At 65.3% G+C, this 26,994-nt stretch carries 31 protein-coding genes and 1 pseudogene; 21 read left to right on the forward strand and 11 right to left on the reverse strand.

Features of this window, described 5'->3' with window-relative positions; all coding sequences use genetic code 11:
- Positions 1 to 390: 390 nt before the first annotated feature.
- Positions 391 to 822, forward strand: a complete 432-nt coding sequence (locus OG203_RS16615) for a hypothetical protein (RefSeq protein WP_405166555.1) — start codon at positions 391 to 393, stop codon at positions 820 to 822.
- 319 nt (positions 823 to 1,141) lie between these two features.
- On the opposite strand, the gene OG203_RS16620 is transcribed toward OG203_RS16615, so the two are convergent.
- Positions 1,142 to 2,323 (reverse strand): FAD-dependent oxidoreductase, encoded by a 1,182-nt coding sequence (locus OG203_RS16620; protein ID WP_405166556.1) that lies wholly within the window; start codon positions 2,321 to 2,323, stop codon positions 1,142 to 1,144.
- Positions 2,324 to 2,453: 130 nt separating this feature from the next.
- Here OG203_RS16620 and OG203_RS16625 point away from each other — a divergent pair, with 130 nt between their 5' ends.
- From OG203_RS16625 to OG203_RS16655, 7 genes and pseudogenes are all read left to right on the forward strand, one after another.
- Positions 2,454 to 3,056, forward strand: coding sequence for a TetR/AcrR family transcriptional regulator (locus tag OG203_RS16625; protein WP_405166557.1), 603 nt, complete (start codon positions 2,454 to 2,456; stop codon positions 3,054 to 3,056).
- A 311-nt stretch (positions 3,057 to 3,367) separates the two neighbouring features.
- Positions 3,368 to 3,451, forward strand: a pseudogene (locus tag OG203_RS16630) (helix-turn-helix domain-containing protein); the annotation flags it as partial.
- 86 nt (positions 3,452 to 3,537) lie between these two features.
- Positions 3,538 to 4,338 (forward strand): IS630 family transposase, encoded by an 801-nt coding sequence (locus tag OG203_RS16635; RefSeq protein WP_405167891.1) that lies wholly within the window; start codon positions 3,538 to 3,540, stop codon positions 4,336 to 4,338.
- Positions 4,339 to 4,449: 111 nt separating this feature from the next.
- Complete coding sequence (locus tag OG203_RS16640; RefSeq protein ID WP_405166558.1) at positions 4,450 to 4,632, forward strand: hypothetical protein; 183 nt, start codon at positions 4,450 to 4,452, stop codon at positions 4,630 to 4,632.
- A 365-nt stretch (positions 4,633 to 4,997) separates the two neighbouring features.
- Positions 4,998 to 6,146, forward strand: coding sequence for an FAD-dependent monooxygenase (locus OG203_RS16645; protein WP_405166559.1), 1,149 nt, complete (start codon positions 4,998 to 5,000; stop codon positions 6,144 to 6,146).
- A gap of 718 nt (positions 6,147 to 6,864) precedes the next feature.
- Positions 6,865 to 7,143 (forward strand): hypothetical protein, encoded by a 279-nt coding sequence (locus OG203_RS16650; RefSeq protein ID WP_405166560.1) that lies wholly within the window; start codon positions 6,865 to 6,867, stop codon positions 7,141 to 7,143.
- A 335-nt stretch (positions 7,144 to 7,478) separates the two neighbouring features.
- On the forward strand, positions 7,479 to 7,859 hold the full coding sequence (locus OG203_RS16655) for a hypothetical protein (RefSeq protein ID WP_405166561.1): 381 nt from the start codon (positions 7,479 to 7,481) through the stop codon (positions 7,857 to 7,859).
- Positions 7,860 to 8,977: 1,118 nt separating this feature from the next.
- On the opposite strand, the gene OG203_RS16660 is transcribed toward OG203_RS16655, so the two are convergent.
- Positions 8,978 to 9,541 carry a DedA family protein gene (locus OG203_RS16660; RefSeq protein WP_405166562.1) on the reverse strand — a complete coding sequence of 188 codons (564 nt, stop codon included), beginning with the start codon at positions 9,539 to 9,541 and terminating at the stop codon, positions 8,978 to 8,980.
- Positions 9,542 to 9,600: 59 nt separating this feature from the next.
- Positions 9,601 to 10,320 carry a class I SAM-dependent methyltransferase gene (locus OG203_RS16665; protein ID WP_405166563.1) on the reverse strand — a complete coding sequence of 240 codons (720 nt, stop codon included), beginning with the start codon at positions 10,318 to 10,320 and terminating at the stop codon, positions 9,601 to 9,603.
- 132 nt (positions 10,321 to 10,452) lie between these two features.
- On the opposite strand from OG203_RS16665, the gene OG203_RS16670 reads away from it, so the two are divergent.
- From OG203_RS16670 to OG203_RS16690, 5 genes are all read left to right on the forward strand, one after another.
- Positions 10,453 to 11,613: a sensor histidine kinase gene (locus OG203_RS16670; protein ID WP_405166564.1), complete on the forward strand. Its 1,161-nt coding sequence runs from the start codon at positions 10,453 to 10,455 to the stop codon at positions 11,611 to 11,613.
- Positions 11,610 to 12,257, forward strand: a complete 648-nt coding sequence (locus tag OG203_RS16675) for a response regulator (RefSeq protein ID WP_405166565.1) — start codon at positions 11,610 to 11,612, stop codon at positions 12,255 to 12,257. Before OG203_RS16670 ends, OG203_RS16675 begins: the two co-directional genes overlap by 4 nt.
- 710 nt (positions 12,258 to 12,967) lie before the next feature.
- Positions 12,968 to 13,468 (forward strand): hypothetical protein, encoded by a 501-nt coding sequence (locus OG203_RS16680; protein WP_405166566.1) that lies wholly within the window; start codon positions 12,968 to 12,970, stop codon positions 13,466 to 13,468.
- Complete coding sequence (locus OG203_RS16685; RefSeq protein WP_405166567.1) at positions 13,465 to 14,613, forward strand: MAB_1171c family putative transporter; 1,149 nt, start codon at positions 13,465 to 13,467, stop codon at positions 14,611 to 14,613. Before OG203_RS16680 ends, OG203_RS16685 begins: the two co-directional genes overlap by 4 nt.
- Before the next feature lie 39 nt (positions 14,614 to 14,652).
- Positions 14,653 to 15,786 carry a serine hydrolase domain-containing protein gene (locus tag OG203_RS16690; protein WP_405166568.1) on the forward strand — a complete coding sequence of 378 codons (1,134 nt, stop codon included), beginning with the start codon at positions 14,653 to 14,655 and terminating at the stop codon, positions 15,784 to 15,786.
- A 112-nt stretch (positions 15,787 to 15,898) separates the two neighbouring features.
- On the opposite strand, the gene OG203_RS16695 is transcribed toward OG203_RS16690, so the two are convergent.
- The 3 genes from OG203_RS16695 to OG203_RS16705 all read right to left on the reverse strand — a co-directional run bounded on the left by OG203_RS16695 (position 15,899) and on the right by OG203_RS16705 (position 17,540).
- Entirely contained in the window at positions 15,899 to 16,369 is a 471-nt protein-coding gene (locus OG203_RS16695) for a hypothetical protein (RefSeq protein WP_405166569.1), read from the reverse strand.
- 115 nt (positions 16,370 to 16,484) lie between these two features.
- On the reverse strand, positions 16,485 to 16,937 hold the full coding sequence (locus OG203_RS16700; protein ID WP_405166570.1) for a hypothetical protein: 453 nt from the start codon (positions 16,935 to 16,937) through the stop codon (positions 16,485 to 16,487).
- Positions 16,938 to 17,177: 240 nt separating this feature from the next.
- Positions 17,178 to 17,540: a chitin binding peritrophin-A domain-containing protein gene (locus tag OG203_RS16705; RefSeq protein ID WP_405166571.1), complete on the reverse strand. Its 363-nt coding sequence runs from the start codon at positions 17,538 to 17,540 to the stop codon at positions 17,178 to 17,180.
- A 757-nt stretch (positions 17,541 to 18,297) separates the two neighbouring features.
- On the opposite strand from OG203_RS16705, the gene OG203_RS16710 reads away from it, so the two are divergent.
- From OG203_RS16710 to OG203_RS16720, 3 genes are all read left to right on the forward strand, one after another.
- Positions 18,298 to 18,894, forward strand: a complete 597-nt coding sequence (locus tag OG203_RS16710) for a transglycosylase SLT domain-containing protein (RefSeq protein WP_405166572.1) — start codon at positions 18,298 to 18,300, stop codon at positions 18,892 to 18,894.
- 105 nt (positions 18,895 to 18,999) lie between these two features.
- A complete protein-coding gene (locus OG203_RS16715) occupies positions 19,000 to 19,314 on the forward strand; it encodes a hypothetical protein (protein WP_405166573.1) in 315 nt (104 codons plus the stop codon).
- A gap of 80 nt (positions 19,315 to 19,394) precedes the next feature.
- On the forward strand, positions 19,395 to 19,883 hold the full coding sequence (locus tag OG203_RS16720; RefSeq protein WP_405166574.1) for a DUF1992 domain-containing protein: 489 nt from the start codon (positions 19,395 to 19,397) through the stop codon (positions 19,881 to 19,883).
- 214 nt (positions 19,884 to 20,097) lie between these two features.
- On the opposite strand, the gene OG203_RS16725 is transcribed toward OG203_RS16720, so the two are convergent.
- Positions 20,098 to 20,565: a MarR family winged helix-turn-helix transcriptional regulator gene (locus tag OG203_RS16725; RefSeq protein ID WP_405166575.1), complete on the reverse strand. Its 468-nt coding sequence runs from the start codon at positions 20,563 to 20,565 to the stop codon at positions 20,098 to 20,100.
- Positions 20,566 to 20,627: 62 nt separating this feature from the next.
- Here OG203_RS16725 and OG203_RS16730 point away from each other — a divergent pair, with 62 nt between their 5' ends.
- Together OG203_RS16730 and OG203_RS16735 are read left to right on the forward strand one after the other, a co-directional pair.
- Entirely contained in the window at positions 20,628 to 21,605 is a 978-nt protein-coding gene (locus tag OG203_RS16730; RefSeq protein WP_405166576.1) for a pirin family protein, read from the forward strand.
- 134 nt (positions 21,606 to 21,739) lie between these two features.
- Positions 21,740 to 22,039 carry an excalibur calcium-binding domain-containing protein gene (locus OG203_RS16735; protein WP_405166577.1) on the forward strand — a complete coding sequence of 100 codons (300 nt, stop codon included), beginning with the start codon at positions 21,740 to 21,742 and terminating at the stop codon, positions 22,037 to 22,039.
- A 64-nt stretch (positions 22,040 to 22,103) separates the two neighbouring features.
- Here the strand turns inward: OG203_RS16735 and OG203_RS16740 are convergent, their stop codons facing one another.
- A complete protein-coding gene (locus OG203_RS16740; protein ID WP_218474887.1) occupies positions 22,104 to 22,325 on the reverse strand; it encodes a DUF3618 domain-containing protein in 222 nt (73 codons plus the stop codon).
- 243 nt (positions 22,326 to 22,568) lie between these two features.
- Between OG203_RS16740 and bcp the strand changes: the two genes are divergently transcribed.
- A complete protein-coding gene (gene bcp, locus OG203_RS16745; RefSeq protein ID WP_405166578.1) occupies positions 22,569 to 23,042 on the forward strand; it encodes a thioredoxin-dependent thiol peroxidase in 474 nt (157 codons plus the stop codon).
- 2 nt (positions 23,043 to 23,044) lie between these two features.
- On the opposite strand, the gene OG203_RS16750 is transcribed toward bcp, so the two are convergent.
- Positions 23,045 to 23,398, reverse strand: a complete 354-nt coding sequence (locus OG203_RS16750; protein ID WP_405166579.1) for a TetR/AcrR family transcriptional regulator C-terminal domain-containing protein — start codon at positions 23,396 to 23,398, stop codon at positions 23,045 to 23,047.
- Positions 23,399 to 23,613: 215 nt separating this feature from the next.
- Between OG203_RS16750 and OG203_RS16755 the strand changes: the two genes are divergently transcribed.
- Entirely contained in the window at positions 23,614 to 23,958 is a 345-nt protein-coding gene (locus OG203_RS16755; protein ID WP_405166580.1) for a hypothetical protein, read from the forward strand.
- A 63-nt stretch (positions 23,959 to 24,021) separates the two neighbouring features.
- Here the strand turns inward: OG203_RS16755 and OG203_RS16760 are convergent, their stop codons facing one another.
- Entirely contained in the window at positions 24,022 to 25,317 is a 1,296-nt protein-coding gene (locus OG203_RS16760) for a hypothetical protein (protein ID WP_405166581.1), read from the reverse strand.
- A gap of 239 nt (positions 25,318 to 25,556) precedes the next feature.
- Here OG203_RS16760 and OG203_RS16765 point away from each other — a divergent pair, with 239 nt between their 5' ends.
- Positions 25,557 to 26,177: a TetR family transcriptional regulator gene (locus OG203_RS16765; protein WP_405167892.1), complete on the forward strand. Its 621-nt coding sequence runs from the start codon at positions 25,557 to 25,559 to the stop codon at positions 26,175 to 26,177.
- Here OG203_RS16765 and OG203_RS16770 read toward each other — a convergent pair.
- Complete coding sequence (locus OG203_RS16770; RefSeq protein WP_405166582.1) at positions 26,174 to 26,986, reverse strand: alpha/beta fold hydrolase; 813 nt, start codon at positions 26,984 to 26,986, stop codon at positions 26,174 to 26,176. The two genes, OG203_RS16765 and OG203_RS16770, sit on opposite strands and share 4 nt — an antisense overlap.
- Positions 26,987 to 26,994 lie beyond the last annotated feature (8 nt).

Here is a 26,994-nt window from a genome sequence, read left to right on the forward strand (position 1 = left end):
ATCATTTAGACCCCTCCACCTCGTCCCCGCTCGATGTGACTACGAATCAAACGTACCGACTCGAAACGACCTGCCTCCCCAGACAGTTCCCCTTGAAGACTGGCCACGATGCGTTCGACCGCCTCGCCAAGGTTGTGCCAACTATTCGCGTGCCGTTGACAGCGGACCACAGCAAGTATTCGGTGACAACTGTTGATCACGGTCGGTCGAACGCACGCACATCGGCTACCGACCTGTTGGGCGGCAGTATGTTTCAGCGTCCGACCGCGCGATAAGCGGCTACCGCGCATTGGTCGAGATGTCGGCCTGTTGCCCACACGCGGGGCGAGCAGCGCCCGTTAACCCCTCCGCCTCGAGATCCCACCCGCCGACCGAATACTCTGGCGCCCGTTGGTCGGCACCATCCTGGAGATCCTTTATGGCAAGTCTTATTTCGATGTGGATGATGCGGCCTTCGAGAGGGATGTACTCCAACGGTCGGTTGTAGTGCCGGTGGCGATGCTTCACTGGGCCGATGGGCACGAGCCGTCCACCATCCTGAAGGACCTCCTCGAGCGGCTGGCGCTGGAGTATGAGGGTCGGTGGGTGCTTGCGAGGATCCGCGTCGACGCGGACCAGCATGAGTGGCGGGATTTCTGGTTCGATTCCGTCCCTGGGATCTTCGGCGTTGTCGACGGGAGTACGCGTCCACTGTTCGGTCGCCTGACTCTCCAAGAGAAGGGCGCGGCTCTCGAGATTCAGGTGCGTCAGCACTTGGATCGACTTGTGGAGTGGGCGGATGCGCATTGGTCCCACGATTGGAAGCGACTGAACGAGCTGTAACCGGGCCAACCGATCCGACGCGCGCTTGGACGGTTGGCCAACGCCCGCGCAGCGGCATAGAGCGGATATCGCGGGCATGGCCTGGATCCGCCCGGACGCCGTGGGTCAGGCGATCCGCGACATGCTGTCGCGCTGACCAGACCGGCCCCAGCAAGTGGCCGTGGTACAGAATCGACTCTAGGGAGATCGTCGCGGGGCGGGGTCGATTCCGTGCTCGGAGTGCAGGCAGGAAGGAATTCTCGCCCCGCCCACCTCGCGACGACGTCGGCAACTCGGCACGGTGATCGCCGACACCACATATGAGAAGACACCCTGACTCCTAGGCATTCGCGCGCTGAATGGAGCGCAGAATTACACCGCGAATGCCGGGAAGTGCCATGGCCCGCATCGTTAGATCGCCGATCAGTACGTGCAGCTTCGAGGGCGGGGCGAACCGAGTTGCACCCTTGCGAGCCAACGCCTGCCGCTTGCGCACCTCGGGTCGCAGCAACTGCTCCCAGTGTGCCGCCGCGGTGGGGATGTCGTCGCCGTGTTCATCGAGCAGGGTGCCCAATTGCTCGGCGCCCAGCAGCGCGAGGGCGACGCCGTATCCGGCGAACGGGGTGACGCACCAGGCGGCGTCGCCGACCAGGACGACTCGGTCGCTGCTCCAGCGGTCCATGACGATCTGGCTCACCGAATCGAAATAGGCTGTGTCGGGGTCGGATTCGAGGTGCCGCAGCACATCTGGCACGCCGCCGCCCAAATCACCGAAGATCTCCCGTAACGCCAGCACGGGTCCGCGCGCCACCTCGGCCGCAGAATCGCTGGCGCGGTAGGTGAAGAAGGCCGAAGATCGCCGCGGGCCCATGTTGATCACTGCTGCGGTGCGGCCCGGACCGATGTAGGTCGCGCCCGCGCCCTCCGGCACGTCGACGGGCATCCGGGGCAGCGGGAGTGCCGCCACGATGTGTTGCAGGTCGACCCGATGGTCGGTGTCGGACCCGAATATCAGTTTGCGCACCCGCGAGTGCACACCGTCTGCGCCGACGAGCAATTCGGCCTGCACCGCCTCGCCGTCGCTCAGCACCACCCGCACGCCGTCCGCATGCTGGGTGACGGTATCGACGGTGGTGTCGAAGCGGATCGTGACCGCGTCTCGAACCGCCTCGTACAGCACGGTTTCCACATCGCCGCGGAATAGCGACAGCGTGCGCGATCCCCCGGCTGTCTCGGCGATCGCGGTCGGTACCGTGAACTTCTTCCGTCCGTCGGCGTGCACCAGGACGCTGGTGAACCAGCCGATATCGTGCGCTGTCAGCGCTGGCAGCAGCCCGAGCCGTTCGGCCGCGTCGTAGCCGGAGCCGCCCAGGTTCACCAGGTAGCCGCTGCTGCGCCGAGCCGGGGCGCGCTCGATCACGAGGACCTCCCAGCCCGCTCGATGCAGTCGCAGCGCGGTGGCCAGACCGGCAATTCCCGCACCGGCTATCACTGCTCGTTTGCGTCTGTTCTCGGAATTCATGCGTCTCCTGATGCCGTCGTAGCGTGCCGACCCGGTTTGAGCCTGTGTTCAAACCGAAGTATGAGCGCACGTTCAAACTGTGGTCAAGCCTGCTCCCGACAGCAGCGGCCATACCCATACACTGGACGGCGTGCCCAGAGGTGTGGCCATTCCCGAAATCCGGCAGCAACTGTTCGCCGTCGCCGAGCGGCTGATCGTGCGCGACGGACCGGGCAAGCTGAGCGGCCGGGCTGTGACCAGCGCGGCGGGAGTGGCAACCGGGCTGTTGTACGCCCACTTCACGGATCTGGACGGTTTCCTGGCCGACTATGCCCTCGATCGCGCCTTCGTGGTCTCGGCTCGGGCGGCCACGCTGGCGGAGCGCGCGGGCAGCGGTGAGGTCGTGGCGAATCTGTGCGATGTCATGGCGGCCGTCCCGCCGATCACCGTCATGGCCTCGACCCGATTGCTGGTCGCCCGGCCCGACTTGGTCGATCGTGTGCGTGCGGTGCTCGGCGACCGCACCGCGGGGCTGGAGGCGGTCGAAAGCGCAGCTGCCGCTTATTTTTTCGCCGAGCAACGGCTCGGTCGGGTCGCGGCATCAGCCGAGCCCGAACTGCTCGCGCAAGCGTTCGTCGGCGTCGTGCAGCACATAGCGCTGACCGCCAAGACCGGATCCGATCTCCATCAGCGGATCCGACAAACAGTCACGGCACTGTCCGGCGGCTTCGCGGTTATCGCACCACAGCGGTGAGCGGGACTACCGACGTAGACCGCACGGTATTCGGCTACACGCGTTGAGAAGTGCTGTAAGCCAACCAGTTTGAACGGATGACCAACGCGCGCTCCGCGGCTAGTGCCTCGTCCGGATAGGTTGCTGCGGTAACCGGGTGTCGTGTTGCCCTGGCCGGGCTTGCTCGGTGATGCTGCCGGAGGAGGTGATGGCCGGTGGCGAGGAAGCCGGATGTGTTCGTCAGAGCGGTGACCCCGGAAGAGGGGCGGAAGCTGGCTCAGATCGCGCGGCGTAGCCAGCAGCCGGTGCGGATGCGGCGGGCGGTGGTGGTGATGGCTTCGGCGCAGCATCAACCGGTCGGGTTGATCGCGAAGTTGATGCAGGTCTCCGAAGGCTATATGCGGCAAGTGATTCACGACTTCAACGCCCATGGGTTCGGTGCTTTGGACCCAAATGGAGCGGGGGCAGGCCGGCCAAAGCGGATCCGAAAACGCGTGAGCGGATCTGTCGGATCGCCCGGTGCTGTCCCCGTGACCTGGGGTGGCCGTTCTCGACGTGGAGTTTGTCGAAGCTGGCAGACGTGTTGCGTATCAACGGGATTGCCGATATCAGTCGCGAAACGGTGCGGCAGATCCTGAGGGTCGGTGGGGTGTCGTGGCAAGCGACCAAGACGTGGAAGGCCAGCAACGATCCCGAGTTCGGCCCGAAAATGGCTCGGGTACTTGATCTGTACGATCATCCGCCCGCTGACGGGCGGGTGGTGTGTGTGGACGAGTTCGGGCCACTGAACCTGCAGCCCCGCGCCGGGCGAGGGTGGTTTACCCAACGCCGACCGCGGCGGCTGCGAGCGACCTATCACCGCACCCAAGGCGTGCGACACATGTTCGGTGCGCTGGATCTGGCCACCGGCCAGTTGTATTACCGGATCCGCGACCGGAAACGGTGGACCGAGTTCCTGGCCTTCTGTAAATCGCTGCGGTCTCGCTGGCCAGGGCAGAAGCTGTACCTGATCCTCGACAACTACTCGGTCCACAAGCGTGCCGAGGTCCGGGCGTGGTGCGCGGCCAACGACATGGAACTGGTGTTCCTGCCGACGTATTCGTCGTGGTTGAACCGCATCGAGTGCGAGTTCGCCGCGCTGCGGTACTTCGCGCTCAACGGCACCGACCACCGCAGCCACGACGAGCAAGACGACGCGATCGGCACCTATATCCGCTGGCGCAACCAGCACGCCGGCCCGATCCGCGACTTCGCCGTCGGCTCCAAGATCCGACATCCCGATTACCTACTGAAGGTTGCCTGACGATGCACTAGTACCAGAACGTTCGAGCCTCGGCGTGGCGCAGCGATCGGTATGCGGGGCGCGGCCGTACTCGAGGCTCCGTCAATGGAATCCGTCGATAGGGTTGTGGCCATGCCGGTTTGGATCAACGGGCCCTTCGGCGAGGAAAGACCCAGACCGCGCACGAGCTGCATCGCGGTAGTAGCCGACCGTATCGCCGACACCATCGGCCTGACGGTGGCACCCAACACGGACAGTCTGCTGCACGGTCGGCCGCGCCGGATGGCCGTCACGGTCCGCAATACTCGCCTGTGAGTACCGGTCCCTGTCGATGCGAACGACCCCAGCCACTTGCGGGCGGGGCGCGGCTTCCCCGGTCCAGCACACACGCTCATCGGCCTACTCGCGCGCAATGGGAAGCGCTGTCAGCCAACGATTCTGGACGGCCGACCAACGCCCGCTCCGTGGCAGAAGAGGCCGTTTCGCGGCTAAGCTCTTGATTATTCAAGACTGACTATAACTGAGCTCGGTCGTACCGTAGGTCCGGATTCATCGACGCAAGTCGCTCGTTGACGAAGGGGAACAGTTGTGCGGGAACGGGTTTCGGTGCTGGTTGTGGGGGCGGGACTGGCCAGTCTGGCCAGTGCGATGTTCCTGGCGCGGCGGGGCGGGGCGTAGCGGTGTTGCTGGTCGAGCGGCGTTCGGGGAGCTCGTTGTTCCCCAGGGCGGTCGGGCAGAACCAGCGCACAATGGAACTGCTCGGGTTCGGTGGAATCGCCGGAGACGTACCGACGGTCACGTCGAGTCCGGCCACATTTCGGGTCAGGATCGCGGCCGGTCTTTCGGAACCGACCTTTCACGAGGACGTCTCCGAAACTGCCCCAACCGATTCCGAGAACCTCTCGTCGGCCGGGTTGGGTACGGCCGGTCAGGACAAGCTGGAGCCACTGCTACGTCGCCGTGCGGAGGAGTTCGGTGCCGAACTGCGTTTCGACACCGAGCTGGTGTCCTTCAGCCACGGCGACGACGGCGTGATCGCCGTGGTGCATGGCCGCCACGATGACCGAACGAGCCGGGTGCACGCCCAGTATCTCGTTGCCGCGGATGGCAGCCGCAGCAGCGTGCGCGACGCACTCGGCATCGACCGGCACGGCCCGGGTGCCCTGTCACAGAACGTCAGCGTCATCTTCGACGCCGATCTCGGCGATCTGGTCGAACCGCAGCGGCCGACGCTGCACGTGCTGTCCAAGGTCGACGGGGTGTTCATCACCGTCGATCATGCCATCGACCGGCATCTGCTCTCTGTCGGCTACGACCCGGGCGATGGACAATCTCCAGCGGACTTCACCCGCGAGCGCTGTATCGAGCTGATTCGGATGATCACCGAATTGCCCGATCTCGAGCCCGAGATCCGGGCCGTGCGACCGTGGGAGATGGCGGCCGCGGTCGCGGACCGGTTCCGGGTGGGGCGGGTGTTGCTGGCCGGTGACGCAGCGAAGGTCACGCCACCCAGCGGCGGGTTCGGCGGCAACACAGCCATCGGTGACGGCTACGACTTGGCTTGGAAACTCGCCGCAGTGCTCGATTCGACGGCTGGTCCGGGACTGCTGGACACCTACGACGCCGAGCGACGCCCGATCGCGGACATGGTCGTCGCAGAGGCGCTTCGGCTGCTGCGCGGCCGAAGGCCCGCGGCACCCGACGAAGACACCGACGTCGAGCAGGTCTCGGACCGGCAGCGGGCGATCGAGTTGGCACTCGGATTCCGCTACCGCTCGTCTGCGGTGCTCATCGCTTGCATCGGGTTACCTCGCGTGCAGCTACCGTGAGGTCAGAAATGTAGCAATCGTTCAGTGCTGAAACGGTCCTCGTGGGGATTCCGATCTCGTGGTGGAGGAGACATCTAAGTCGACCGATTACGACGACTTCACCGAAGCATTGCAGGCGGGTGGGGAAAGGGCGTGCCGGAACGTCCGGATCTGCCGATGGGCGCGCGTCGTCGGCCGTCCAAACTGGTTGGCTGACAGCACTTCCCAACGCACGCTCTAAGCAGCCGATTACAGGATGTGGCTCCGAGAGGGGCTGTCACCGAGGTGATGCCCTCGATACCGCGCATCTCGGCAATCGCGTTGGTCACGAGGTATTTATGGAAGGGCTCCGCCTGATCCGCGGGTACATGTCCACTCCACGCCCGCACGATCGGGCGTCAGGTATTCGACATGAGCTTCCTCCTCTGGTGGCCGTGCAGACGTCGCAACGGCTTGCCGAGCGCAGCATAACGGTCGGAAGATCGACTCGAACGATGCTACGAGGACGAGTCGGCGGTCGTCACGGCCCGACGATCGCTGTCGATGGGTGCGGAAAGCTCGGGCCGGCGTGCAGTTCGCTGGCTCGAGCTTTGCAGAATTCGGAGATTCAGATCGATGACACCTTGCACCTCGTTGCGAAGACCGATGACGAGTACGAGCGCGTGATGCTGTTCATCAACCACTCGTGCGAGCCGAACGTCGCGTTCGCGGGAAACACGCTGCTCGTTGCCATGCCCAGTTGCGCGACGAGGCCGAGCAACGCGCCGCTGCCGCCGCCGAGCTCGCCGCCCAGATACGAGCCGCGGCTGCCGTACAGGCCGCCACGCCGCACCCTGAGCACTGCCAGCTCGGCGGCACCGCCGGCTGCACCGCGCCGGCCGAGCTGAAGGTCGCCGATTCGTGGGGCGACTCGGCCTGGGGCTGCACCACCCATGTCGAAGAGGCCATCATCACCCTCCGTTCGGCGTTCATCGCCAACGAGGAACTCGGTGGCCTGGCCGCCTACCTCAACCGCTGACCGTCACCACGAACCAGCCTCCCGGCCCCCGTGCGGCACCGGCACCCCGAGTGACTGCCCGCCACGCGCGCACTCGCAGCCACCGGCCGCGTGTTGCACTTACGCACTGAAATGCCGCTGCGGAGCAGCGCGTTACTCGATCGTCCAGATACCTTGGTCGACAAGGCTTCCCAACGCACGCACATGCCGAGACGCGCGCATTGCAGCCGAGTTCTGTCGTAACCCCTTCATGCCCGGATCGGCGGCACCGCCGGACGGTTCGCCGAACGTCTCACCGCCTGAAATGTGTCTCGGGCATAGCGAGGCCGGGTTGTTATCGTGACGGGATGCACCCCATGCTTCGCCCGACTGGACAGGCATTGGCCTGGCTGGCCGCTCTCTCGGCATTGGCCGCCGCCCTCTCCAGCGTCGCCGACCTGCGCCACGCCGGAAACGACACACTGGTGGTTCAGGCGTGGCGTATGTACGGCCTGTTCCTGTGTGCCGGGTTGTTCGCGGTGCTGGCGCGCCAGCCCGACCGCAATGGCGCGATTTGGGTGCTGATGATCGCGAACAAGCTCGCCCTGACGGTGACCGCGATCTACTTCCTCGGCAGAGGCGGGATCGCGGAAGCGGGCACAACCGTCGCGTGGGACGGTGGATTAACCGTCGCACTGATTGCCGCGTTCGTGTTGTGCTGGCTCGGCGACCGCGCGCGTGCTCGCGCGGACATCTGATTCAACCATTCGCCCCCGACTACGCACGTTCCGTCGGCGGGGTTCTGATCGCAGCCTCGATCAACCGGCCACCAGACAGTTTGTACCACCTATCGCGCCATCCGCTCATGCCGCTGGCCGGGCGATCTCCGGCGCGAGATCGGCTGCGTGGCAGATGCAGTCACTCGCCAGTTTGAGATCAACAACGCCGGGTATCAGCTGGTCGATCAGAGTCTCGCACCAGCGCAGCCGATCGGATGCGATGCGAGAGCATCACGGTTAGGAGTTCGTCATTATTACGTTGGGTGTCGTCTTGCTGGTACTCGGTTTCCTGCTCGGGATCCCGGTTCTGTGGACATTAGGCATTGTCGCCCTGGTGGTCGGTGCGGCCCTGGCCTTGTTCGGCGCGCTGGGACGACCGGTGGCCGGCCGGGCTCATTACTACTAGCCAGGCAGGCTTCGGTATCGAAGCAGTGGGGCGGGCCGAATCCGGCCCGCCCCACCGGTTTCCGGTCTGGCAAGTATTCGACTTCCCCGAGTTCTCTCCGTTCGCCCTGGGAAGACCAACGGGACAAGATCATCTCGATTGATAGAACGTCCGCCCTTGCCGATGAGCGTGCGTTGTAGCGTGCCCCATCCATGGTCAGCGTGGTTCCGAATAGGCTCTTGGACCGGTCCTGGTCTTTCGGTGTGATCGGTCTACTTCGGTTTCGTCGCTATCACGGGAGGCTGGAATGGGTGATCGTATGGTGGGGATCGGCTTGGCGTTGGTGGTGACCGCGGCGATGCTGAGCGCCGGGATCGACACGGCAACGATCGCGCACGCCGGGCCTGCCACTCACTCCTCCGCGAGATTGCCTGCTGCGGCGGCGTTACCGGCCTGGAGAACACCTACCAAAGTCGCGATCGCAAGTCCTGCCACAACGACACTTGCTGATTTCCGACGCATACTTACCCTCTCTACGAGCACCCAGTCTTGCTTGAGATATGCGAAGCCATGCTGTAGTTCGTAGCAACGCTGTCTACGGATGGGCGGCCGAACAGCGATCCGAGTCCCCGTGGTCCGGGCAGTGCGGTCGCGTCCACCTACTGGCGTGATGAACGCTGAAAGCTCAAGTAACGCAGGGGGTTTGAATCCATTAGTGAAGTCGATCCGGGTTGGGATGTCGAGTGCGTCGGAATGTTGCGATCGCTGCTGTTGCGAGGAGAATTGCGGCCACCGCCGCGGCGACGCCCGTCACGGTACCGGCGTCGGCGCGGCGCCCGAAGGTAGCGGCGGCTGAGTATCCGACACCGGCTTCGGCTGCCGCCCACAGGAGTGCGGCGGCCGCACTGTAGGGCGCGATACGCCGGTAGGGCAGTCCGGTGGCTCCGGAAAGGTGCGGAGCGAGGGTGCGCAGGACAGGCAGGAACCGGCAGATGAATACGGCCTGGCCGCCTGTGCGGTTCATCAGGTCGGTGGCGCGTTGCCATGCTGTGGTCGGGATGCGGCGTCCAAGGCGGCCGATGCGGACGCGGCTGCCGAGCAGATGGCCGGTCCGGTGGCCGAGCGCATCCCCGAACAGCACGGTGCCCGCGGCAACGGCAACGACGATCGGGAGATCGAGTTGGCCGGTGCGGGCAAGGGCGCCCGCGGTCAGCATTATCGTCAAAGTGGGGACAAACGCCCCTACCAGCAGGACGGATTCGGCCAAGATCGCCATGGCAACGAATCCATACGCGGCTAGCGCTGGGAGTTGGGCCAGATGATGCGCGAGCGAACTCACCGGAGCGCGCCGGGCTCGGCTTGGACGGAGTGCGGTACTGCGGACAGCACCGGAGCCCGTAGCTGCCACACCCGCGCCGGTGGAACATTGCCCCAGACCGTCGAGCAACCGGTGGCGTAGCGGCGGTGGTAGTCGGCCAAGATCTCGTCGACGGCTCGATGCCGGGCTGTCTCAGCGCGGGAGGCCAGTAGCCGTCGTGCGTGGCCGGTGGCGAGATAGCTGAAATAGGTAAGCGCCCCACCGGGATACAGCAGTTCCAGGTATCGGTCCATGATCTTTCGGACCTGGTCCGCAGGGAAGTTGGTGAAGGGCAGCCCGGAGACGATGCTGTCGTATCGGTGACCGGTCTCGAACTGCTCGACGGGCGTTCGATGTACACGCACCCGACTTGCGGCGGCTGGATGGGTGTGCACGAGGTGCTGCAGGTGAGCGGCGAAGCGCGGGTTGACCTCCACAATGTCGAGGCGGCTGCCGGAGCCGAGTAACGGAATGAGCGTGCGGGTGATCGAGCCGGTACCGGCGCCGACTTCCAGAATGGTGAGTGGCTGTCCGGTTCGAGCCTGCAACGGGGCAGCGAGACGAGTGGCCAGACGACGGCTGCTCGGCGCGATGGCGCCGGTTGTCCGGAAATTCGTCAGTGCCTCGATGAGGAACGTTCGTCCACCAGCGTTGTGCCGCAAGGGGATACGGTCCTCAGCGAGGAGTGATTCTTTCATTCTGCTGACGCTATTGCCGGTGCGCGCCCGGGAAATCCACCGTTGTACGACCATGATCACCGACGAAAGTAGGGGGTGAAGATGCCCGATCGTCGGACGTGCGGCCTGCCGATATCTGAATACGATCGGACAGTGCATTGGAGCGAAGTGCCACCGCGTGCGGTAGCCGTCGGCCGGGTGGTGCTTGTCATGCTGGCGAGCTACCTGGCGGCAATAAACGGTGCGATGTCGTTTGACGGGTACGTCACCTGGTACAGCGTCGCTGTGGTGCTTTGTGGTGTCGCCCTGCTTGTGCAGCCGCGGTATTCCGCCCCAGCACCCGTACTGTCGACCGTTGCGGCAGGTATTTGGGGGTGGCTGATGCTGCCTCCACTTCTGCTGGCCCTGTTCTATCTCGCTGCGCGCGGCCGGGCTTGGGCGGCGACCGGTTGCGTCGTGCTCGCCATGGCAGGCAATTTACTGTTCAACCCCCGGATCAGTCTGTGGGCTCCGCAGCCATACGGTCCAACGATGTTTTTGCTGCTTGCGGTGGTCCTCGGCTTGTGGGCGGGCAGCCGACGTCGCCTGGTCGAGGCCCTCGTCGCGCGGGTGGAGCATCTGCGCAGCGAACGGACGCTGCGTGAGCAAGCGGCCAGGCTCGCCGAACGTGCGGCGATCGCCGCGGAAATGCACGACGTACTCGCTCATCGACTGAGCCTGATCGCGCTGCATACCGGCGCACTGAGCAAGCACAAAGAGCCGATACCCCCGGTCGTGTCCGAACGGATTTCCCTGCTGCGCACCGCGGCCACCGATGCCCTCGCCGATCTGCGCGATGTTCTCGGCGCCCTGCGCGATACCGACGACGTCGCGCGAGGCGCGCCCCCGGCTCCAGTCCTTCGGGAGGTCGACGAGCTGATCGAGGAGGCGATCGCCGCCGGGCAGCACATCGAGATGACCTGCGAAGGTCGCGCCACCCACGCGCCCGCCGCCCACCGTCTCGCTGTCTTTCGTGTTATCCAGGAGGCGCTGACCAATACTCGCAAGCACGCCCTCGACGCAGCGGTGCATGTTTCTGTCGACTACGGGCCGCCGACCACCGTAGTGGAAGTCACCAATACCGTTGCCGCACAAGGAGGTAACCCAGTGACCTCAGGCTTCGGCCTCATCGGCCTCAGCGAACGGATCATGACCCTTGGCGGGCACCTCGAAGCAGGGCCATCAGGGGCTGGGAGCTGGCGGGTCGCCGCTCGCATTCCGCACCCCGGTGCCGAGGACCGCCGCCGAACCGAACAGGAAGGCGCCGCACCATGATTCGCGTCATGATCGTCGACGACGATGCTCTGGTCCGGCTCGGACTGGCCGACCTTCTCGATAGCGATGCCGCCATCGAGGTTGTCGCCCAAGCCGCCGACGGCCTGCAGGCGATCGAGGAGGCGCAAGCCCGCCGCGTAGACGTCGCGCTGGTCGATGTGCGCATGCCTCGAATGGACGGCATCACCGCCACCGCCCGCCTTCGTGCGTTGCCGCACCCACCGAAGATAATCACGCTGACTACCTTCGATCTCGACGAATACGTCTACAACGCGCTCACCGCCGGGGCTGACGGATTCCTGCTCAAAGACACCGACCCCGCCGAAATCATGCGCGCCGTTCACCTGGTCGCGGCGGGCTCCGCCATGCTCCACCCCACCGCCGCCCGCAAACTCATCGACCGCTACCACCACACCGCCCACCGCGAAACCGCCACCGCGCGAGCGCATATCGACCGCCTCACCGCACGTGAGCGAGACGTCCTGCGCCTGTTGGCCGAAGGCGCGACGAATGCCGACATCGCCGATACGCTCGGTATGCGCGAGAGCACTGTCAAAGCGCACGTCAGCCGCATCCTCACCACCCTCGACGTCACCAATCGGGTCCAGGCCGCACTGCTCGCCCGGGACGCGGGCCAGATATAGACCCCGACCCTTCTCGATGCGGTCACTTCCTGCCACTGGTCGGTGATATTCCGTTGTGCAACAACGTGTTTGCTGCGTCGACCAGATCACGGTGAGGCCCGATGCGGCGGAGAGTGGATCCTCCCCTCCGGGATCCACTCTCCGCATGCGACGGCCGGTATCGGGTGCGGCGCTGATTCGCGATTCGAAACGTTCTGTGGTGGTTAGTGTTTGGCCTCGTGGCGGACTGACAGAGGTGTAGGACACCCCGACCTGCGTCCGGCAGTCGGCAGGCCCCCGTGCCGTAAATCCGGAGACCCTCGGTCAATCCATGGCTTCCCCCTCGCCGGACGTGACGATCACGGACCGTGAACGGCCGACTTGTCGTCCCCAACGCCGTCCACTAAAGCGGATAAAGCGGTACTAGGCAAGACACTATCATCGGGCCAATCCCCTTGCGGCAATGTAAGATTGAAACAAATTGTCAGCTTAAGCGGGTGCATTGAAATGCGACTTCGGTGTACGTTGCCCGCCGGGCAGCACATGATGCAGTCCGGACTTCTGGCCGATCGGCCGATCGGCGCGCGTCCGCGCGAAGAGCTAGAGTCGATCGGACATCGGTGCCGCAACAGGACGCAACGGCACAGTTGGTTGAGTGAGGGGGCTGGGTGGGAGCGCGCTGGGGGCGGGGGTACGCGCAGGACCGCAGGATGCTTCGCCGGTGTCGTCACTTGGCCGCCGAACTTCGTCTGCCACAACCGTTCTCGGTCGAGCGGTTGTGCCAGATTGTCGCCGAACGGCGTGGCCGGGAGCTGATTTTGCATTCGTTGACCCGTGCGACACAGGCGGGAGAACAGCCTCCGCTGCGCGGGTTGTGTGCGCGCACCGACCGTGCGGATTTTCTGTTTTTCCAGGATCGGACCACCGCGCCACACCGCGACCACATCATCGTTCACGAACTCGCGCACTTTCTCTGCGGCCACACGATTTTCGTGCTTGATACACCGCCGGACCGGCCGACTGATGACCAGCTGGTCCTCGGCGCGGTCCATAACATGCTCGGGCCAACGGGTTACAGCACCGTTCAGGAACGAGAAGCAGAAATGCTGGCCAGCCTGATCTTCGCACCGGCAACCAACCCGGTCACCCCACCGTCGGCGGGGATGTTGGGAGGACTCGAGGCCGCGCTGGGTTACCGCCGCCGGATGATCGAGGAGTTCGGTCCGTCATGATGCCGTGGTTGGAAACCGCCGGATTCGTATGTATGTGGGTCGTCACGGTTCTGCGGGCACCGGCGGCGGTGCGTGATCGACGTCAGCGTGATCTGTGGCTCGCTGTCGGGCTCATCGCTCTGACCACCACCCTGTATCAGGATCCGATCAGCGAGGGGTTGAGCAGGATCGTCGGCGGTCCGGTCCATCTCATTGATCTGGGCCGGAATCTGTGCGACGTCGCCGCAGCCACCGTGTTGATTCATCTCGTGCTGCGAGCAGCCGATCGCCGTCAGCACACCAGGGCATTATTCGCCGCTGCCGCGGTGATGGCGGTTGTGCTGATCTACTTCGATCTCTCCTCAGCCCCGCACCAGCACTTCAACGGGCGGACACCCGAGATCCCTGTCCTGTGCTGGTACCTGCTGATGGGGTATCACCTGATCGCCGACGCCATCGTCGCGGTGATCTGCTGGCGGTACTGGCGCCGCGCGCGCGAATGGCAAGTCCGTTGGGGCTTGCTCATATTCGGCATCGGTGCGGGCTTCGCCTGCCTGCTGTGGGCGGTATTCATCTGCTATCTGATCACCCCTAACCGGGCGATCCTCAGCTACGTGCCGCCACTCACGGGGATCGAAGAGATCCTGCAAGCCGTCGGCGTAGCGCTGCCGATGGCGCCCGCCGTATACCTGTGGGCGAAGAACCTCCAGAGGGGGTGGACACTGTGGCCACTATGGTCCGAACTCATCACGACCACCCCACAGGTGACACTCATGCGGCCCCGAGCCAGGGCCGTCGACACCCTCACCGCAGTGTACTCACCGGAATTTCGTCTGTATCGCATGGTCATCGAAATCCGTGATGCCCTACTGATTCTCACCGATCACATCGCGCCATCGGTGATCGATCGCGTCAGCCGCACGGTCGAGAATGTCGGTTCCGACCGCGTCGATGCCGTGACCGCCGCCTGCCTCATCTACGCCGCGCAACGCGCCAGGCTGTACAGCCACAGCCATCCGCGGATTGCGAACATAGCGGAGCTGGGAGGCGCGGATCTCGAAGCCGAACTCATCTTCCTGCTCGAAGTCACTCGGGCCCGCAACTCACCGCTGGTGAAAGGCTTCGTCGATCAGCTCACCCCGGCTGGCGACACTGTCGCGCAATAACGTCATCGACACTCCATCACAACGAGTAGGAGGCTCCCCGTGACCGCTACCGTCCCGATTCACGGCAGCTGTGCTCCCCAGTTCGCCGTTGTACGCGACGCCTTCGCTGAGAACTTCGCTCAGCACGGTGAGATCGGTGCCTCGTTGAGTGTCTTTCACCGCGGTGAATGCGTGGTCGATCTGTGGGGTGGTATGGCAGATCCCCGCACCGGCCGCCGCTGGCAAGAAGACACTCTGTGCGGGCTCTTCTCGACCGCGAAGGGCGTGACAGCTACCTGTGTGAACAGTCTCATCGACCGCGGTGTGCTGGATCCCGCCGCACCTGTGGCCACCTACTGGCCCGAATTCGCTCAATCGGGCAAAGCCGAGGTCACTGTGGCGTGGCTGCTCAGCCACCAAGCCGGATTGCCCCGAATCGACAATCCCTTGCCACTAGAGCAAGCCTTGCGGTGGACGCCGATGATCGCCGCGCTCGCCGCGCAAAAGCCTTATTGGACACCAGGAACCGCCCACGGCTACCACCCACTGACTTTCGGATGGCTGGCCGGTGAGCTCATCCGGCGTATCGACGGCCGCAGCGTATCGGCATTCCTCGCCGAGGAGATCGCGCAACCCTTACAGCTCGATCTGCACTTCGCGCTGCCTGCGGATCAGCATCACCGCCTTGCGCACCTCATCTTCACCGAATCACCGGAACGCTCGGCATCTCGACCGTCGTCGCCGACGGTCACCACGTCACCGATCGACCTCACCGACACCAGAACCTATCTCGCCGAAATCCCCTCGTTCGGTGTCGCCACTGCCCGCGCCCTGGCCCACCTCTACGCCGCGCTCATCGATCCGGTAGCACCCCTGCTCTCGCCCGCGACGATCACGGCCGCGACCACTGAACAAGCCGGTGGTCACGACCTCACTCTCCAAGCACCGACGCGATTCGGCCTCGGCTACAGCCTCCCCAGCCGAACGTTCCCGCTGCTCACCGAAACTTCCTTCGGACACAGCGGCAAAGGCGGCTCCCTAGCCTTCGTCGACCCCGCCTACCAGCTCGCAGTCGGCTACATCCCCAACCGCCTGATCTCCGGATACGGCCACGACCCGCGTCGAACCGCCCTGTTCGAGGCGTTGCATAAGGCACTCGACCCGCTGGGCCGACAGAGTCTCAGAACCTGCTAGGCAGTCCCCAGCTCCGGCGTGGCAGGCGACCGTTACGAAGGCAGCGCTTGCCCGAAATGGGGCACTAAGAAGTGCCGGGGTACGCGCACGATGCAGTCGGGTGACGATGGTGTCAGCGCGACGGCGGCTGGAACCGGAGCCGGGATTCCAATTCGCCGAGCAGTCCGGGCGACGGCGGTGCGGGCGCGTTGCGGGCGCGTGCGTGCAGCAGACCGGCAATCATCTCGGCTTCCTGCTCTTGCCGAGTCGTGTAATTCGTTCGCCCGAGCAGCCGTCGAATCAACCCCGGACCCAGATCGGTGAATACGTAACCGACGGCATCACTTTCGGCGATTCCCTGCATGTCGTGGTCGCACAACATGTGGCCGAGCTCGTGGTACAGGATGTGGTCCTGATGTAGGAGAGAGGTCTTCTGCTCGAAGAAGATGTGGTCGTCTTCATCGGTTTCCAGCCACAGCCCACACGCCTGAGTCTCGTTTTGCGGCGGGAGCGGGTGCAGGAAAATCGGCCGCCCCCGCTGCTCGGAAAGGCTGCGGCACAGGGCCTGAGCGTCTGAAAAAGAAGGCAGATCCATCTGGCTCACCAACGATTGACATCGTCGGCGCAGTTGCATGAACCCCATCCAAACCCCCATGCCGTCAGGAGCACCTGGGCCCAGCGAAGTCTTTCCTGAACCGCCACAACGAAAGTAGCAGACATCAGTCGATGGCCTCCGGCTTGTCCCGGGGGGTGAGAGCCTGAAGTTTGCGGGCCTCGTTGACCATCGTGAGGATCGAGTCCAAGGCACCGGCGGACAGTCCGTCCGCGCGCATGACGAGCCGACGAATCTTGGCATCACGCAACGCGGTCGCGAGCTCGAGCTGGGCGCTGACGCTCTCGGCTACCTCGTCGTTGAAGAAGTACTCAGGCGGAACTCCGAAGAATTCGGCGAGGATATCAAGCTGTCCCAGTGTGAGATTGCGCTTCTTCCCGGTGGCCAGTTCCCACAGATAGGTACCGGAGATCGTGCCGCCTGTCGCCTCGCGAATCTCGGTCGCCAACCGCCCATATCCAGGACGTTTGAGCTGGTCTGGATACAGCGCATCGATCAGCTCGGTGAGCCGCTGGCCGATTTTCTGCACGAGCGGCCGATCGGCCAGCTCGTCAGCCATGCTCGACTCCTTCCCGTCGAAGTCGGAGAGAGAAGTACCCCCTGCGTCTTTCGCTGGTCTCGATCGGGGATCGCCCGGTGGAGGCAGCGAACCTGATGAGGGTATCGGCCCTGGAGCTCATATTCATAGCGGCGAACTGTCGGCGCACCAGATCCAGTGGCCCCGGGCCGTTTCCCAAGTTTGGTCAGCCTGCGTCTAGCTTGGGCGTGAATCACCTTGGCGGCAGCTGGTTTTCGCCGCTCAACGCAGACTTCGCGCGACGCACACCAAACGCTGGTTGTCGTACCACGCGTCGTCGGCGCAGCGGAATTGATAGGTCGACATGCGCCGGTTTCGGGAATTCACACATCGGAAGAACACAGCGCGGTCATCCGGGTCGACGTAGTAGCCCTCCCCCTTGCTGTCGCAGAAGTCGGAGTGGGTCTCGATCGGGATGACGACGGCGTATTCCCTGGCGGCGATGTCGCGCCCGGACGCGTCGGGCATATCCACGGCGGTCATGGTGGCGAGGGTTACCGCGGCGACGCCGAGGGGCGGTAGCGCCGCGATCACGGTTCCGGCGGCGAGGGCGCCGGTGCGACGCACCAGGCTGTTCGAGTTCATGGACGGGAGGTTCCCTGTCTCCCCGGTGGTGGGGCGTCGACGGCTGGTCACTCCCCTGTATTCGGCCCCGAGGACCCGACGGATCGGATTTGCCTCGACGAAAACGGCGTGATCGGGCCGATGCCGAGGCCGTCTCACGAGTCCCAATCCGGACCAACACCGCGCTCCGGCAACGAAGTCCGGTTTGTTAGCCGAAAACTTCTGTGACGTGACGCACATTCGGTTTAGTAGCAAACTCCCTGCGTAGGTAACGGTTCGGCAACGCGGTGGGGGGCGTTCCAAGATCGGTAGCCCCGTTCATTCAGAGTTCGTTTACCTCACGTTAACCTATTGTGACCATTCTGCGATCAGGTCATAAAGCGACCTGGAGTTTGGTAACACCGAGGAGTTGTACACCCACATTCGGAAAACGACCGCAACGGCAGGCCCAATGCCAGCCGCGGTCGGCGGATCGGGATCCGGCAATGGACCCGCTAACCCCAACCTTCCGCCGAATGGGCGCGCCGAGAGGCCGCTTTTCTCTCCGCATCGAGATGCGGAGTCCCGCGCGACATCGCGGCCGGGCTCGCAGTTGAGCGCCCCGGCACCGCAGCGCTGAACCGTCGCGTTCCGGGGACCGGAGCGTCCCCCACAACAAAACCCCACAACAGCACATCAGCCCGTACCGGCGAGCGCCAACCGCGCGCCCGCCCTGGATCCGTGCTGCCTGCGCGCGCCCGGATCGAAACCTGTCCCCGACAAAGGAACCGATTTCGTAATGCCTGACAGACGCTTTTCTTCTCTCCGCCGCTCGACGCTTCGCGAGGGCGTAACTTTCGCCATCGCCGCCGCAGGCGTCGTGGCCGTAGCCGCCTCCTCGGCGGTCTCGGTAGCCGACGACAGCGTCCCGTCTCGCATCGCCATGGTGGCCGAGCAGCACAAGGCCCCGGCTCCGGTCGTCGAGGCGGCCGCACCGGCGCCCATGCCCGCCCCGCTGCCCGCGCCCGCGCCGGAGCCGATTCCGGCGCCCATGCCCGCACCGGCCCCGTCCTACCCGGACAACCTCGACGGCTGGATCCGTCAGGCCCTCGACATCATGCAGTCCAACAACATCCCGGGCAGCTACCACGGCATCCTCCGCAACGTCATGCGCGAGTCGACCGGTAACCCGCACGCGATCAATCTGTGGGACTCCAACGCCGCCGCCGGCATCCCGTCCAAGGGTCTGCTCCAGGTGATCGACCCGACCTTCCACGCGTACCACGTCGACGGCACCTCCTGGGACATCTACGACCCGGTCGCCAACATCGCCGCCGCCTGCAACTACGCCGCGCGCACCTACGGCTCGATGGACAACGTCAACAGCGCATACTGAGTCACGCATCGTCGACGCCTCCCCGCCCAGCCGCGGGGAGGCGTCGTCGCATCCGGCCCGACCTCCGGCTAGGGTCGTTCACCACCGACCCTTTGGACTCCCGCGATGACCGATTACGCGCACAGCGATACGGCGGCCAAGAGCCGCGCCGAGAAGGCCAGGCGCCTCGCGAGCTATGTCTGGCACCTTGGCATCACCGGCCCCGAGCTGCTGGCGATGCCAGCGGCGACGCGGCGCAAACTCGCCAGGGCGGCCGATACCAACCCGCCGAGCACCGAGGAGACCTGGACAACGGTGGCTCAGTTGCTGACGGAGAAGGACGACTGGGCCGCCAAGCACCCGGACCATCCCTCGGCACGGCGCGAGCACACCGACGAGAAGCTGATGTGGGTGAAGCCGCCGATCACGCCCTGGTCGTGAACCGTTGCCGGACACCGGCTTCCGCTGCGGCCCGTTCGGTACGATGGTGGTGATGCACCCGCCCCGTCAAAGGTGACGAGATGACCGAGCGCAAACCAGCGAACCTGGACTTCGAAACGTGGATCGACAAGCAGATCCGCGAGGCGACCGATCGTGGTGAATTCGAGAATCTGCCCGGCGCCGGCAAACCCATTCCGCGCGGCAATGACGACGAGAACTGGTGGCTGAAGGGCTATCTCCGGAAAGAAGGCGTGAGCGGCGACGCACTGCTGCCGCCGTCACTGCTGCTGCGCCGGGATATCGAGCGGCTGCCGGAGACCGTGCGCGAGCTGAGCTCCGAGTCGGCGGTCAGGGAGACCGTGCGCGAGCTCAACAAGCGCGTGGTCGAGTGGTTGCGCCTGCCACACGGCCCGCACGTTCGCGTCGCACCGGTCGATACCGAGGAGATCGTCGCCCAGTGGCGCGCCGAGCGGCAGCCGAAGCGCTCGCCCGCGCCGACAGCCGCGTCGCGGCCGCCTCGAACCACGGGCCGATGGCGCAATCTCTTCCGCAGTCGCCGCGCAACCTGACCGCCCGCGCCCCGGTTTCCTGTATCGAGGCGAGTCAAATGGTCGCTAGATGATCTCCAACAGCAACCATTTGACTCGCCTCGATCAACCACAGCCACACTGCGTACCTACGCGCAGCTGGGCAGCGTGGTGGAGGTTCACAGAGCGTCCACACCTTTCACAAGACTCGTACTCTTTGTGAGACCTATGGACGGTCTGTGGGATCGATTCCGGGTCAGGCGCCTATGGCCGACTGGGTTGACTCCTCCACTGCGACAACGACTTTGTCCGACAACGCCTGAATAGCGCGCGCCTCCGCCGGGGTAATGCAATCAATGAACACCTCACGCACCAGCCGCACATGATTCGGGGCCGCGCGTTCGAGCAAGCTACGTCCCGCGGCTGTCAGCTGGACCAGCACCCCGCGCGCGTCCTCCGCCACCGGTTGCCGGTCGACCAGCCCGCGCGCGTCCATCCGCGCCAGATGCTTCGACAACCTGCTCTTCTCCCAGCAGACCTCGGCCGCGAGATCCTTGGCCCGCAGGCAGTCCCCCGGCGCGGCCGACAGGGCGACCATCAGTTCGTAATCGGCCGCGGACAACCCGTCCCTGGTCAACCCGGCGGCGAGCGCCGCGTCCAGTCGTTGCCGCAGGCGGATGTAGGCCGACCACGTCGCCTGCTCGTCGTCATTGAGCCATTCCATGGGAATGAAGTCTACCGGCAGTTGGTTGACATGGACACCAACTCCCCTCCAAGGAGGTTTCGATGCCAGCCATCACCGCTCCCGACATCATGGTGCTGCCGCGCCTGCCCAAGCCCACCGAGACCATGCGCGAACGCCCGGTTCGCACCGTGGTCAGCGCGCCGAAACAGCGCGAGGGCGCTGGCTTCGAGGTGCGCAGGCCGTTCCCGAGCATGGACCTTCGCACCGCCGACCCGTTCATCCTGCTCGACCAGATGGGCCCGGTCGCCTACGAGCCGCACGAGGCGAAGGGCGCGCCGTGGCATCCGCATCGCGGGTTCGAGACCGTCACCTATGTGATGGACGGCGCCATGGTGCACCACGACTCCAACGGCGGCGGTGGCGTGATCGGCGAGGGCGACACGCAGTGGATGACCGCGGGCTCCGGCATCCTGCACGACGAGCTGCCCACCGAGCAGCTGGTCATGGCGGGCGGCTGGTTCCACGGCATCCAGCTGTGGGTGAACCTGCCGCGCGCGCTCAAGTTCGCCGCGCCGCGCTACCAGGATCTGCGCGGCAGCGAACTGACCTTGGTCAGCTCGCACGACGGCGGCGCACTGGTCCGGCTTATCGCTGGCGCGGTCGGCGGCTTCGAAGGCCCCGGCTCGACCTACACGCCCATCGCCTACGCGCACGCCTCGATCAGCCCCGGCGGACAGCTGGAAACGCCATGGCCGCAACACTTCACGGCGATGGCGTACGTGTTGTCCGGCAGCGGAACGGTCGGCGCCGAGCGCAGGCCGGTGCGCGAGGGACAGCTGGCGGTTTTCGGCCCCGGCGACGCGATCACGGTGAGTGCCGATGTGCGCCAAGACAATCGGACCGGCGATCTGGAGGTGTTGTTGCTCGGCGGACAACCGATCCAAGAACCCGTTGTCCAATACGGGCCGTTCGTTATGAACACCCGCGCCGAAATCATCCAGGCAATGGACGACTACCAGGCAGGACGCATGGGAAACATCCCCGCCGAGCACTTGGCGGGCCATCGCTTGGGCGAGTGAACACGGCCGCGCGGACATCCCCTAATGCCCTAGTTCTCCGAAGACGCGGTTGACAAGCGGGCGAGGCGTCACGACAGTGGATGCGGCGTCCGGTCGGACGCCCTATCCACCGCAGCAACTATCTAGAGGAATACATGAACGTTCGTCGGCTTACCTTCAGCGCTGCCGTCGCGGGACTGACCCTCCTTGCGGCGCCGACCGCGCTGGCCCAGCCCCCCACGGGTTCCTCAGGGACCGGCTCGTCCGCCGTCGACAGCGGCTCCGCCGCGACCGGCTCAGCCAACTTGTCCCAGACCGGTTCCGCCGGTGGCGGCTACGCGAATTGCGACGAAGCGCACCGCGCCAACGGAAACCAGCCGCTCTTCCGCGGGCAACCGGGGTTCCAGCCGGGTCTCGACCCGGATGGCGACGGGTTCGCCTGCCCTACAGTCTGATTCCTGTGAATACAGAACACCCGGTGTGACATGCACACCGGGTGTTCTGCTGTTCGGCGACGAGTCAGCGGAAGATCTTGAGCAGCACCAGCCCGACCACCAGGGCGGCCGCGCCGATCAGGCTGTACTTCACCTTGGGCTCGTTCAGCTTCCGCAGCACGATCTGCTTGCTGTCGCTCGCGATCCGCTGCGGATCCGCGCGCACCGCGAGTTCGTCGAGCGTGCTCGCCAGCCGCGTGCGCGCGGCCTCGATCTCCTGCTCGATCCGCTCGGTATCCTTCGCCACGTTCAGGCCTCCTGTGTTTGATGTGCCGCGCCAGGGCTCGAATCGCGGTGCGTGTTCGGCCTTCGCGGGTCACCCTCAGCTCCCGGACGAGTCTATCGGTCCGTGCGCGGTTGCCCCGGGGCGCGCGGGGTTCTGTCATTCCTTACAGTGCTCCAGGCTTGTGCGCGAGGCCGGTCTGTCGGTCCATACAGTGTCGTTCGGTCCGTCCCCGAGATGTCCGAGCCTTCGGTTAACGTGCAGGACGTGACCGACAACCAACGACTCTCCCCCGGCGACACCGCCCCCGATTTCACGCTGCCCGACGCCGACGGCAAGGACGTGTCGCTCGCCGACTACCGCGGCCGCAAGGTGATCGTCTACTTCTACCCCGCCGCGAGCACCCCCGGCTGCACCAAAGAGGCCTGCGACTTCCGCGACAACCTCGCCGATCTCGACGGCGCCGGCATCGACGTCCTCGGCATCTCGCCGGACAAGCCAGCCAAACTGGCCAAATTCCGCGACGCCGAACACCTCACCTTCCCACTACTGTCCGACCCCGACCGCACCGTACTCACCGCATGGGGCGCCTTCGGCGAAAAGACCATGTACGGCAAGACCGTCACCGGCGTCATCCGCTCCACCTTCCTGGTAGACGAGGCAGGCAAGATCGAGGTCGCCCAATACAACGTCCGCGCCACCGGCCACGTCGCCAAATTGCGCCGCGATCTCTCGGTATAGGGCTACCGCGCATTCGAGCGGATGAACTGCTCGTATCCGTCCAACAACCGTTGGAGTCCGAAACCGAGGTCGGCGTCTTCCCAGGCCACGTCGTCGTCCTCGAATGCCTGGGCGGCGAGGGCGCGGGTCAGTGCCGGAAAGCGCTGCGGATCGAGTACTCGGCTCAACTGAGCCGGGTACTCATCGGTCTCCTCGCTGTTCGCTATGCCGGTCGCCATCTCTCTGGCGACGCGCATCCGACCGATCACATACAACGAAACATTCAGTACGAGTTGCAGTTTGACCGGCTCGGGCACGGGCGTCTCGGCGAACATCGATAGCCCGGCGTCCAGCCACGCCATACTGTTCGGGCCCATCGGGCGCCGAGGAGATGGGCAGGTCGTACCACCAGCGATGCGGCGCGATCGTCTGGGCCATCGCCCGCGCCCACGCCTCGATCCCGGCCCGCCAGTCCCCGCCGTACGAGAGTTCCGGCGGCGTCCCACTCACCCGATCGCGCACCAACTCGATCAGCGTGTCCTTGCTGTCCACATAGCGGTCCAGCGCAGCAGGCGGCGGCTGTGTGACGATCATGAACTCCCGTGTGGCCGTGCAGGATTCGGCGACCATGTTGAGTCGCAACCTGCGCCACACCCTGCGCAGTCCCGACGCGATGTTGATGGCCGTCGCGGTGCCGATCACGATTCTGTTGATGTTCGCGTACGTGCTCGGCGGCGCGATGAATGTCGGTGGCAGCGCATTGCACTGGTTCGCCGAGAACCAGCCGGTCACTCCGGTGATCGAGACCATGCGCGGCCTGCTGATGGGCACACCGATCGGCGATAGCGCCCTGCTGGCCGTGCTCTGGTGCGGCGGTATCGCGCTGGCGGGGTATCTCGCCGCGAACGCACTGTTCCGGCGCAAGACACAACACTGACGAACGGCGTAAGGCCCGACGCCAGAGGGGAGCGTCGGGCCTTACGCCGCAGGGCGTTGCGGCTCAGGCGGGCATGATCTGCTGGGCCGCCCACTGCAACATCATGCGGAAGTGGTTGTCCCACCAGTTGTAGGAGTCCGCGGTGAACGCCTGCGGTGGCGCTGTCTCACCGGGGAAGAGCAGGGATCCGTTGGGTGCGCCGACCTTGTTGGTGGCGGCCGGGATGCCCGACCCCGACATCAGTGGGGCCGCGGCACTGGTTTCGCCGTCGTGTGCGGGTTCGGCGGGCACCAGCGCCTCCGGCCGATCCTGCGTGCCACTACCCCATCGCTGTACGGAGTACTCCGGTCGAGCGTCGGCGGGATCGATGGTGACGATCGAGATGTCCGGCTCCGCCTCGGCGACCGGCGCTCGACGATCCGCCACCGGGGCATCGACACTATGCGGATCCATCCGAACCTGATCCGACTTGCTCGCACCGGAATCGCCGTGCACGACCTTCGACTCGGCGGTGACGTGCGCGTCCTTGACGACCGCACCCGGCAGCGTCCGCGCCGAACCACCCGCCACGTAGACGCCACCGACCACCAGTCCGCCCGCGAGCACGCTGGCCGCCGCGAACACCGCCGCGCCGCCGCGCACGCGACGCACCCTTTCTTCCGTCTCGCCGATGCCGTCCACGTCGGCCATCGCATACAGCGCGGCACCGGCCGCGGACGCGGCGGCCGAGGTCTTGCACGGGATCACCGGCGCGCCGAAGGCGTCGACGGCCGCGACAACCGCCGGTTTACCCGCGGCCGAGCCGATCAGCACCACCGCGTCCGGCCGGACCGCTTCGGCCTCGAACTGATCCCAGGCCGCCGTCACCGCGGCGCCCATGGATTCCGCGGTCGCGCCCCCCGCCTGACTGATCGAGGCCAGGATCCGGCGACGGCCGCCGTCGACCAGCGTGAAGGTCTGGTAGCCGGGAACGACCTCGCAGATCAGTAGGTCGTCGAATTCGTCGAGCCAGGTCATCATCCCGGCCACACTGAGGTGCGCCGACTTGGACGACACCAGGGAGGCGGTATGCCACCGGCCGGACGCCAGGCGGGTGACGATGGCGCGCCGCTCGGCGGCGTCCCGATAGACGACCGCGGCGCCCGCGATCTCATGGTCCGGCCCGAGTTCGACGGCGAGGTCGTCCATCGCCGTCTCGACCGCTTCCGCCAAGTCCGCCTTGGCGTCGCCGAGCGTCCGTTTCACCCGGTGCAGCAGCACGCGCTCGGGTAGCCGTGCGCCGGTATCGGCGAAAGCTACCGCGTGCACGGCGCCACGTTCGGTGGAAACGCCGAGAGTTACCACTGATCGAGCTACCACTGGTCGCGCCTTCCTGGTCCTTTCGCGCGTCAGAAGCCACGCGCGCTCGGTATGTGTTCGGAGCCACATTCGATCCGGATGGGTAGTGAATTCGGACAGAAGATGAACACGCAGAAGCCGTGCGCGTGTTATGCGTGTGTCCGTACCGTTAGCCTGGATACGTGGAAGTACGCGCGGAGGCCAGGTCGAACCAACGTCTGGACCCTGCGTTGGAGCTGCAGGACGACCCACAGGAGCTCATGCCGCGGCGACGGCCGACGCAGGAACGCAGCAAACGCAAGTTCGACGCGCTCTTACAGGCGTCGAGGGAACTGCTCGTAGAGGTGGGGTTCGAGTCGTTCACCTGTGAAGAAGTGGCGGCGCGCGCCGAGGTTCCGATCGGCACGCTCTACCAGTTCTTCGCCAACAAGTACGTCATCGTCTGCGAGTTGAATCGGCAAGACCTCGTTGCCGTTTCGCAGGAACTCGCCGATTTCCACGGCGAGATCCCGTCGTTGGACTGGCTGCGGCACATGAACCAGCTGGTCGACCATCTGGCGAATCTGTGGATGAACGACCCGTCCCGGCGCGAAGTGTGGCTGGCGATGCAGTCGACCCCCTCGACGCGGGCGACGGGCGCGATCCACGAGAAGGAGTTCGCCGAGGTCGTCTCGCAGATGCTGCGGCCGCTGACGCCGCGGACGCCGAGGGTGCGGCGCACGATGATGGCCGAGGTGCTGGTGCACGTCGTCTATTCGATGCTGAACTTCTCGGTGCAGGACGAGCAGAGCCATGCCGAGGCGGTGTCCGAACTCAAACGCCTGATGGTCGCGTATCTGCTGGTCGCGGAGAAGGAGTCGCGCTCGGCGAGCGGGCGCTAGGCGGTCTGCTCCCCTGCCGATCGGGTGGCCGAGACCCCGTCGAGGATGGTGTTCGCGACCAGCTCCGGGTTGTCCCACATCGGCATGTGACCGCAGTCGGGCAGCGTGACCCATTTGGTGTGCGCGGGTAACTGATCGCGGACCTGAGAGGTGCTCGGCGGCAGCATCCGGTCCAGCGTGCCGAACGCGATGGTGACCGGCACGGTGATCGACTGCCCGCCTTCGAACCGCAGCTTCTTCGCGATCTTCAGCGCGCGCCGCAACGTCGGCCCGGACCGGTCGAAATCCTGCACGAACGCGACGGCCTCGGCGGCCGTCATCCGATCGGGATGACCGACCGGGAACCACAGCCCGACCGACCGAGTCCGGCCGATCACCGAACGCGCTGACGTCCGCGTCACCGTCGCGGCGGCAAGTCCGACCTGGAACTGCGCCCGCAGCGACAACGGCATCTGCTTGTGCCACAACGCGACCGGAGCGAGTCCGACGAACGCGCTCGCCATGCCGCGCTTGGTCGCCTCCAGGCCGATCAGTCCGCCCATGGAGTTGCCGACCAGATCGACCGGACCGTCGATGCCGAGGCGACGCAGCTCCTCGGCCAGCCCGTCGACGATCCAGTCCATGCTGACCCGGACCTCCGGCCCCGGTGCCGGTGTCTGTCCGAAGCCGGGAAAGTCCAGGGCGATCACGCGACGGCCGGTACTCAACCGGTCGAGCACGGGCAACCAACACCGTGCCGACGCGCCGCCGCCGTGCAGCAATACCAGTGGACGGCCTTCGCCGCGTTCGATGCGATTCCATTCGGTCATCGACAACC

The sequence above is a fragment of the Nocardia sp. NBC_01499 genome, from assembly GCF_045040275.1.
In the GTDB taxonomy this organism is placed as follows: Bacteria; Actinomycetota; Actinomycetes; order Mycobacteriales; family Mycobacteriaceae; genus Nocardia.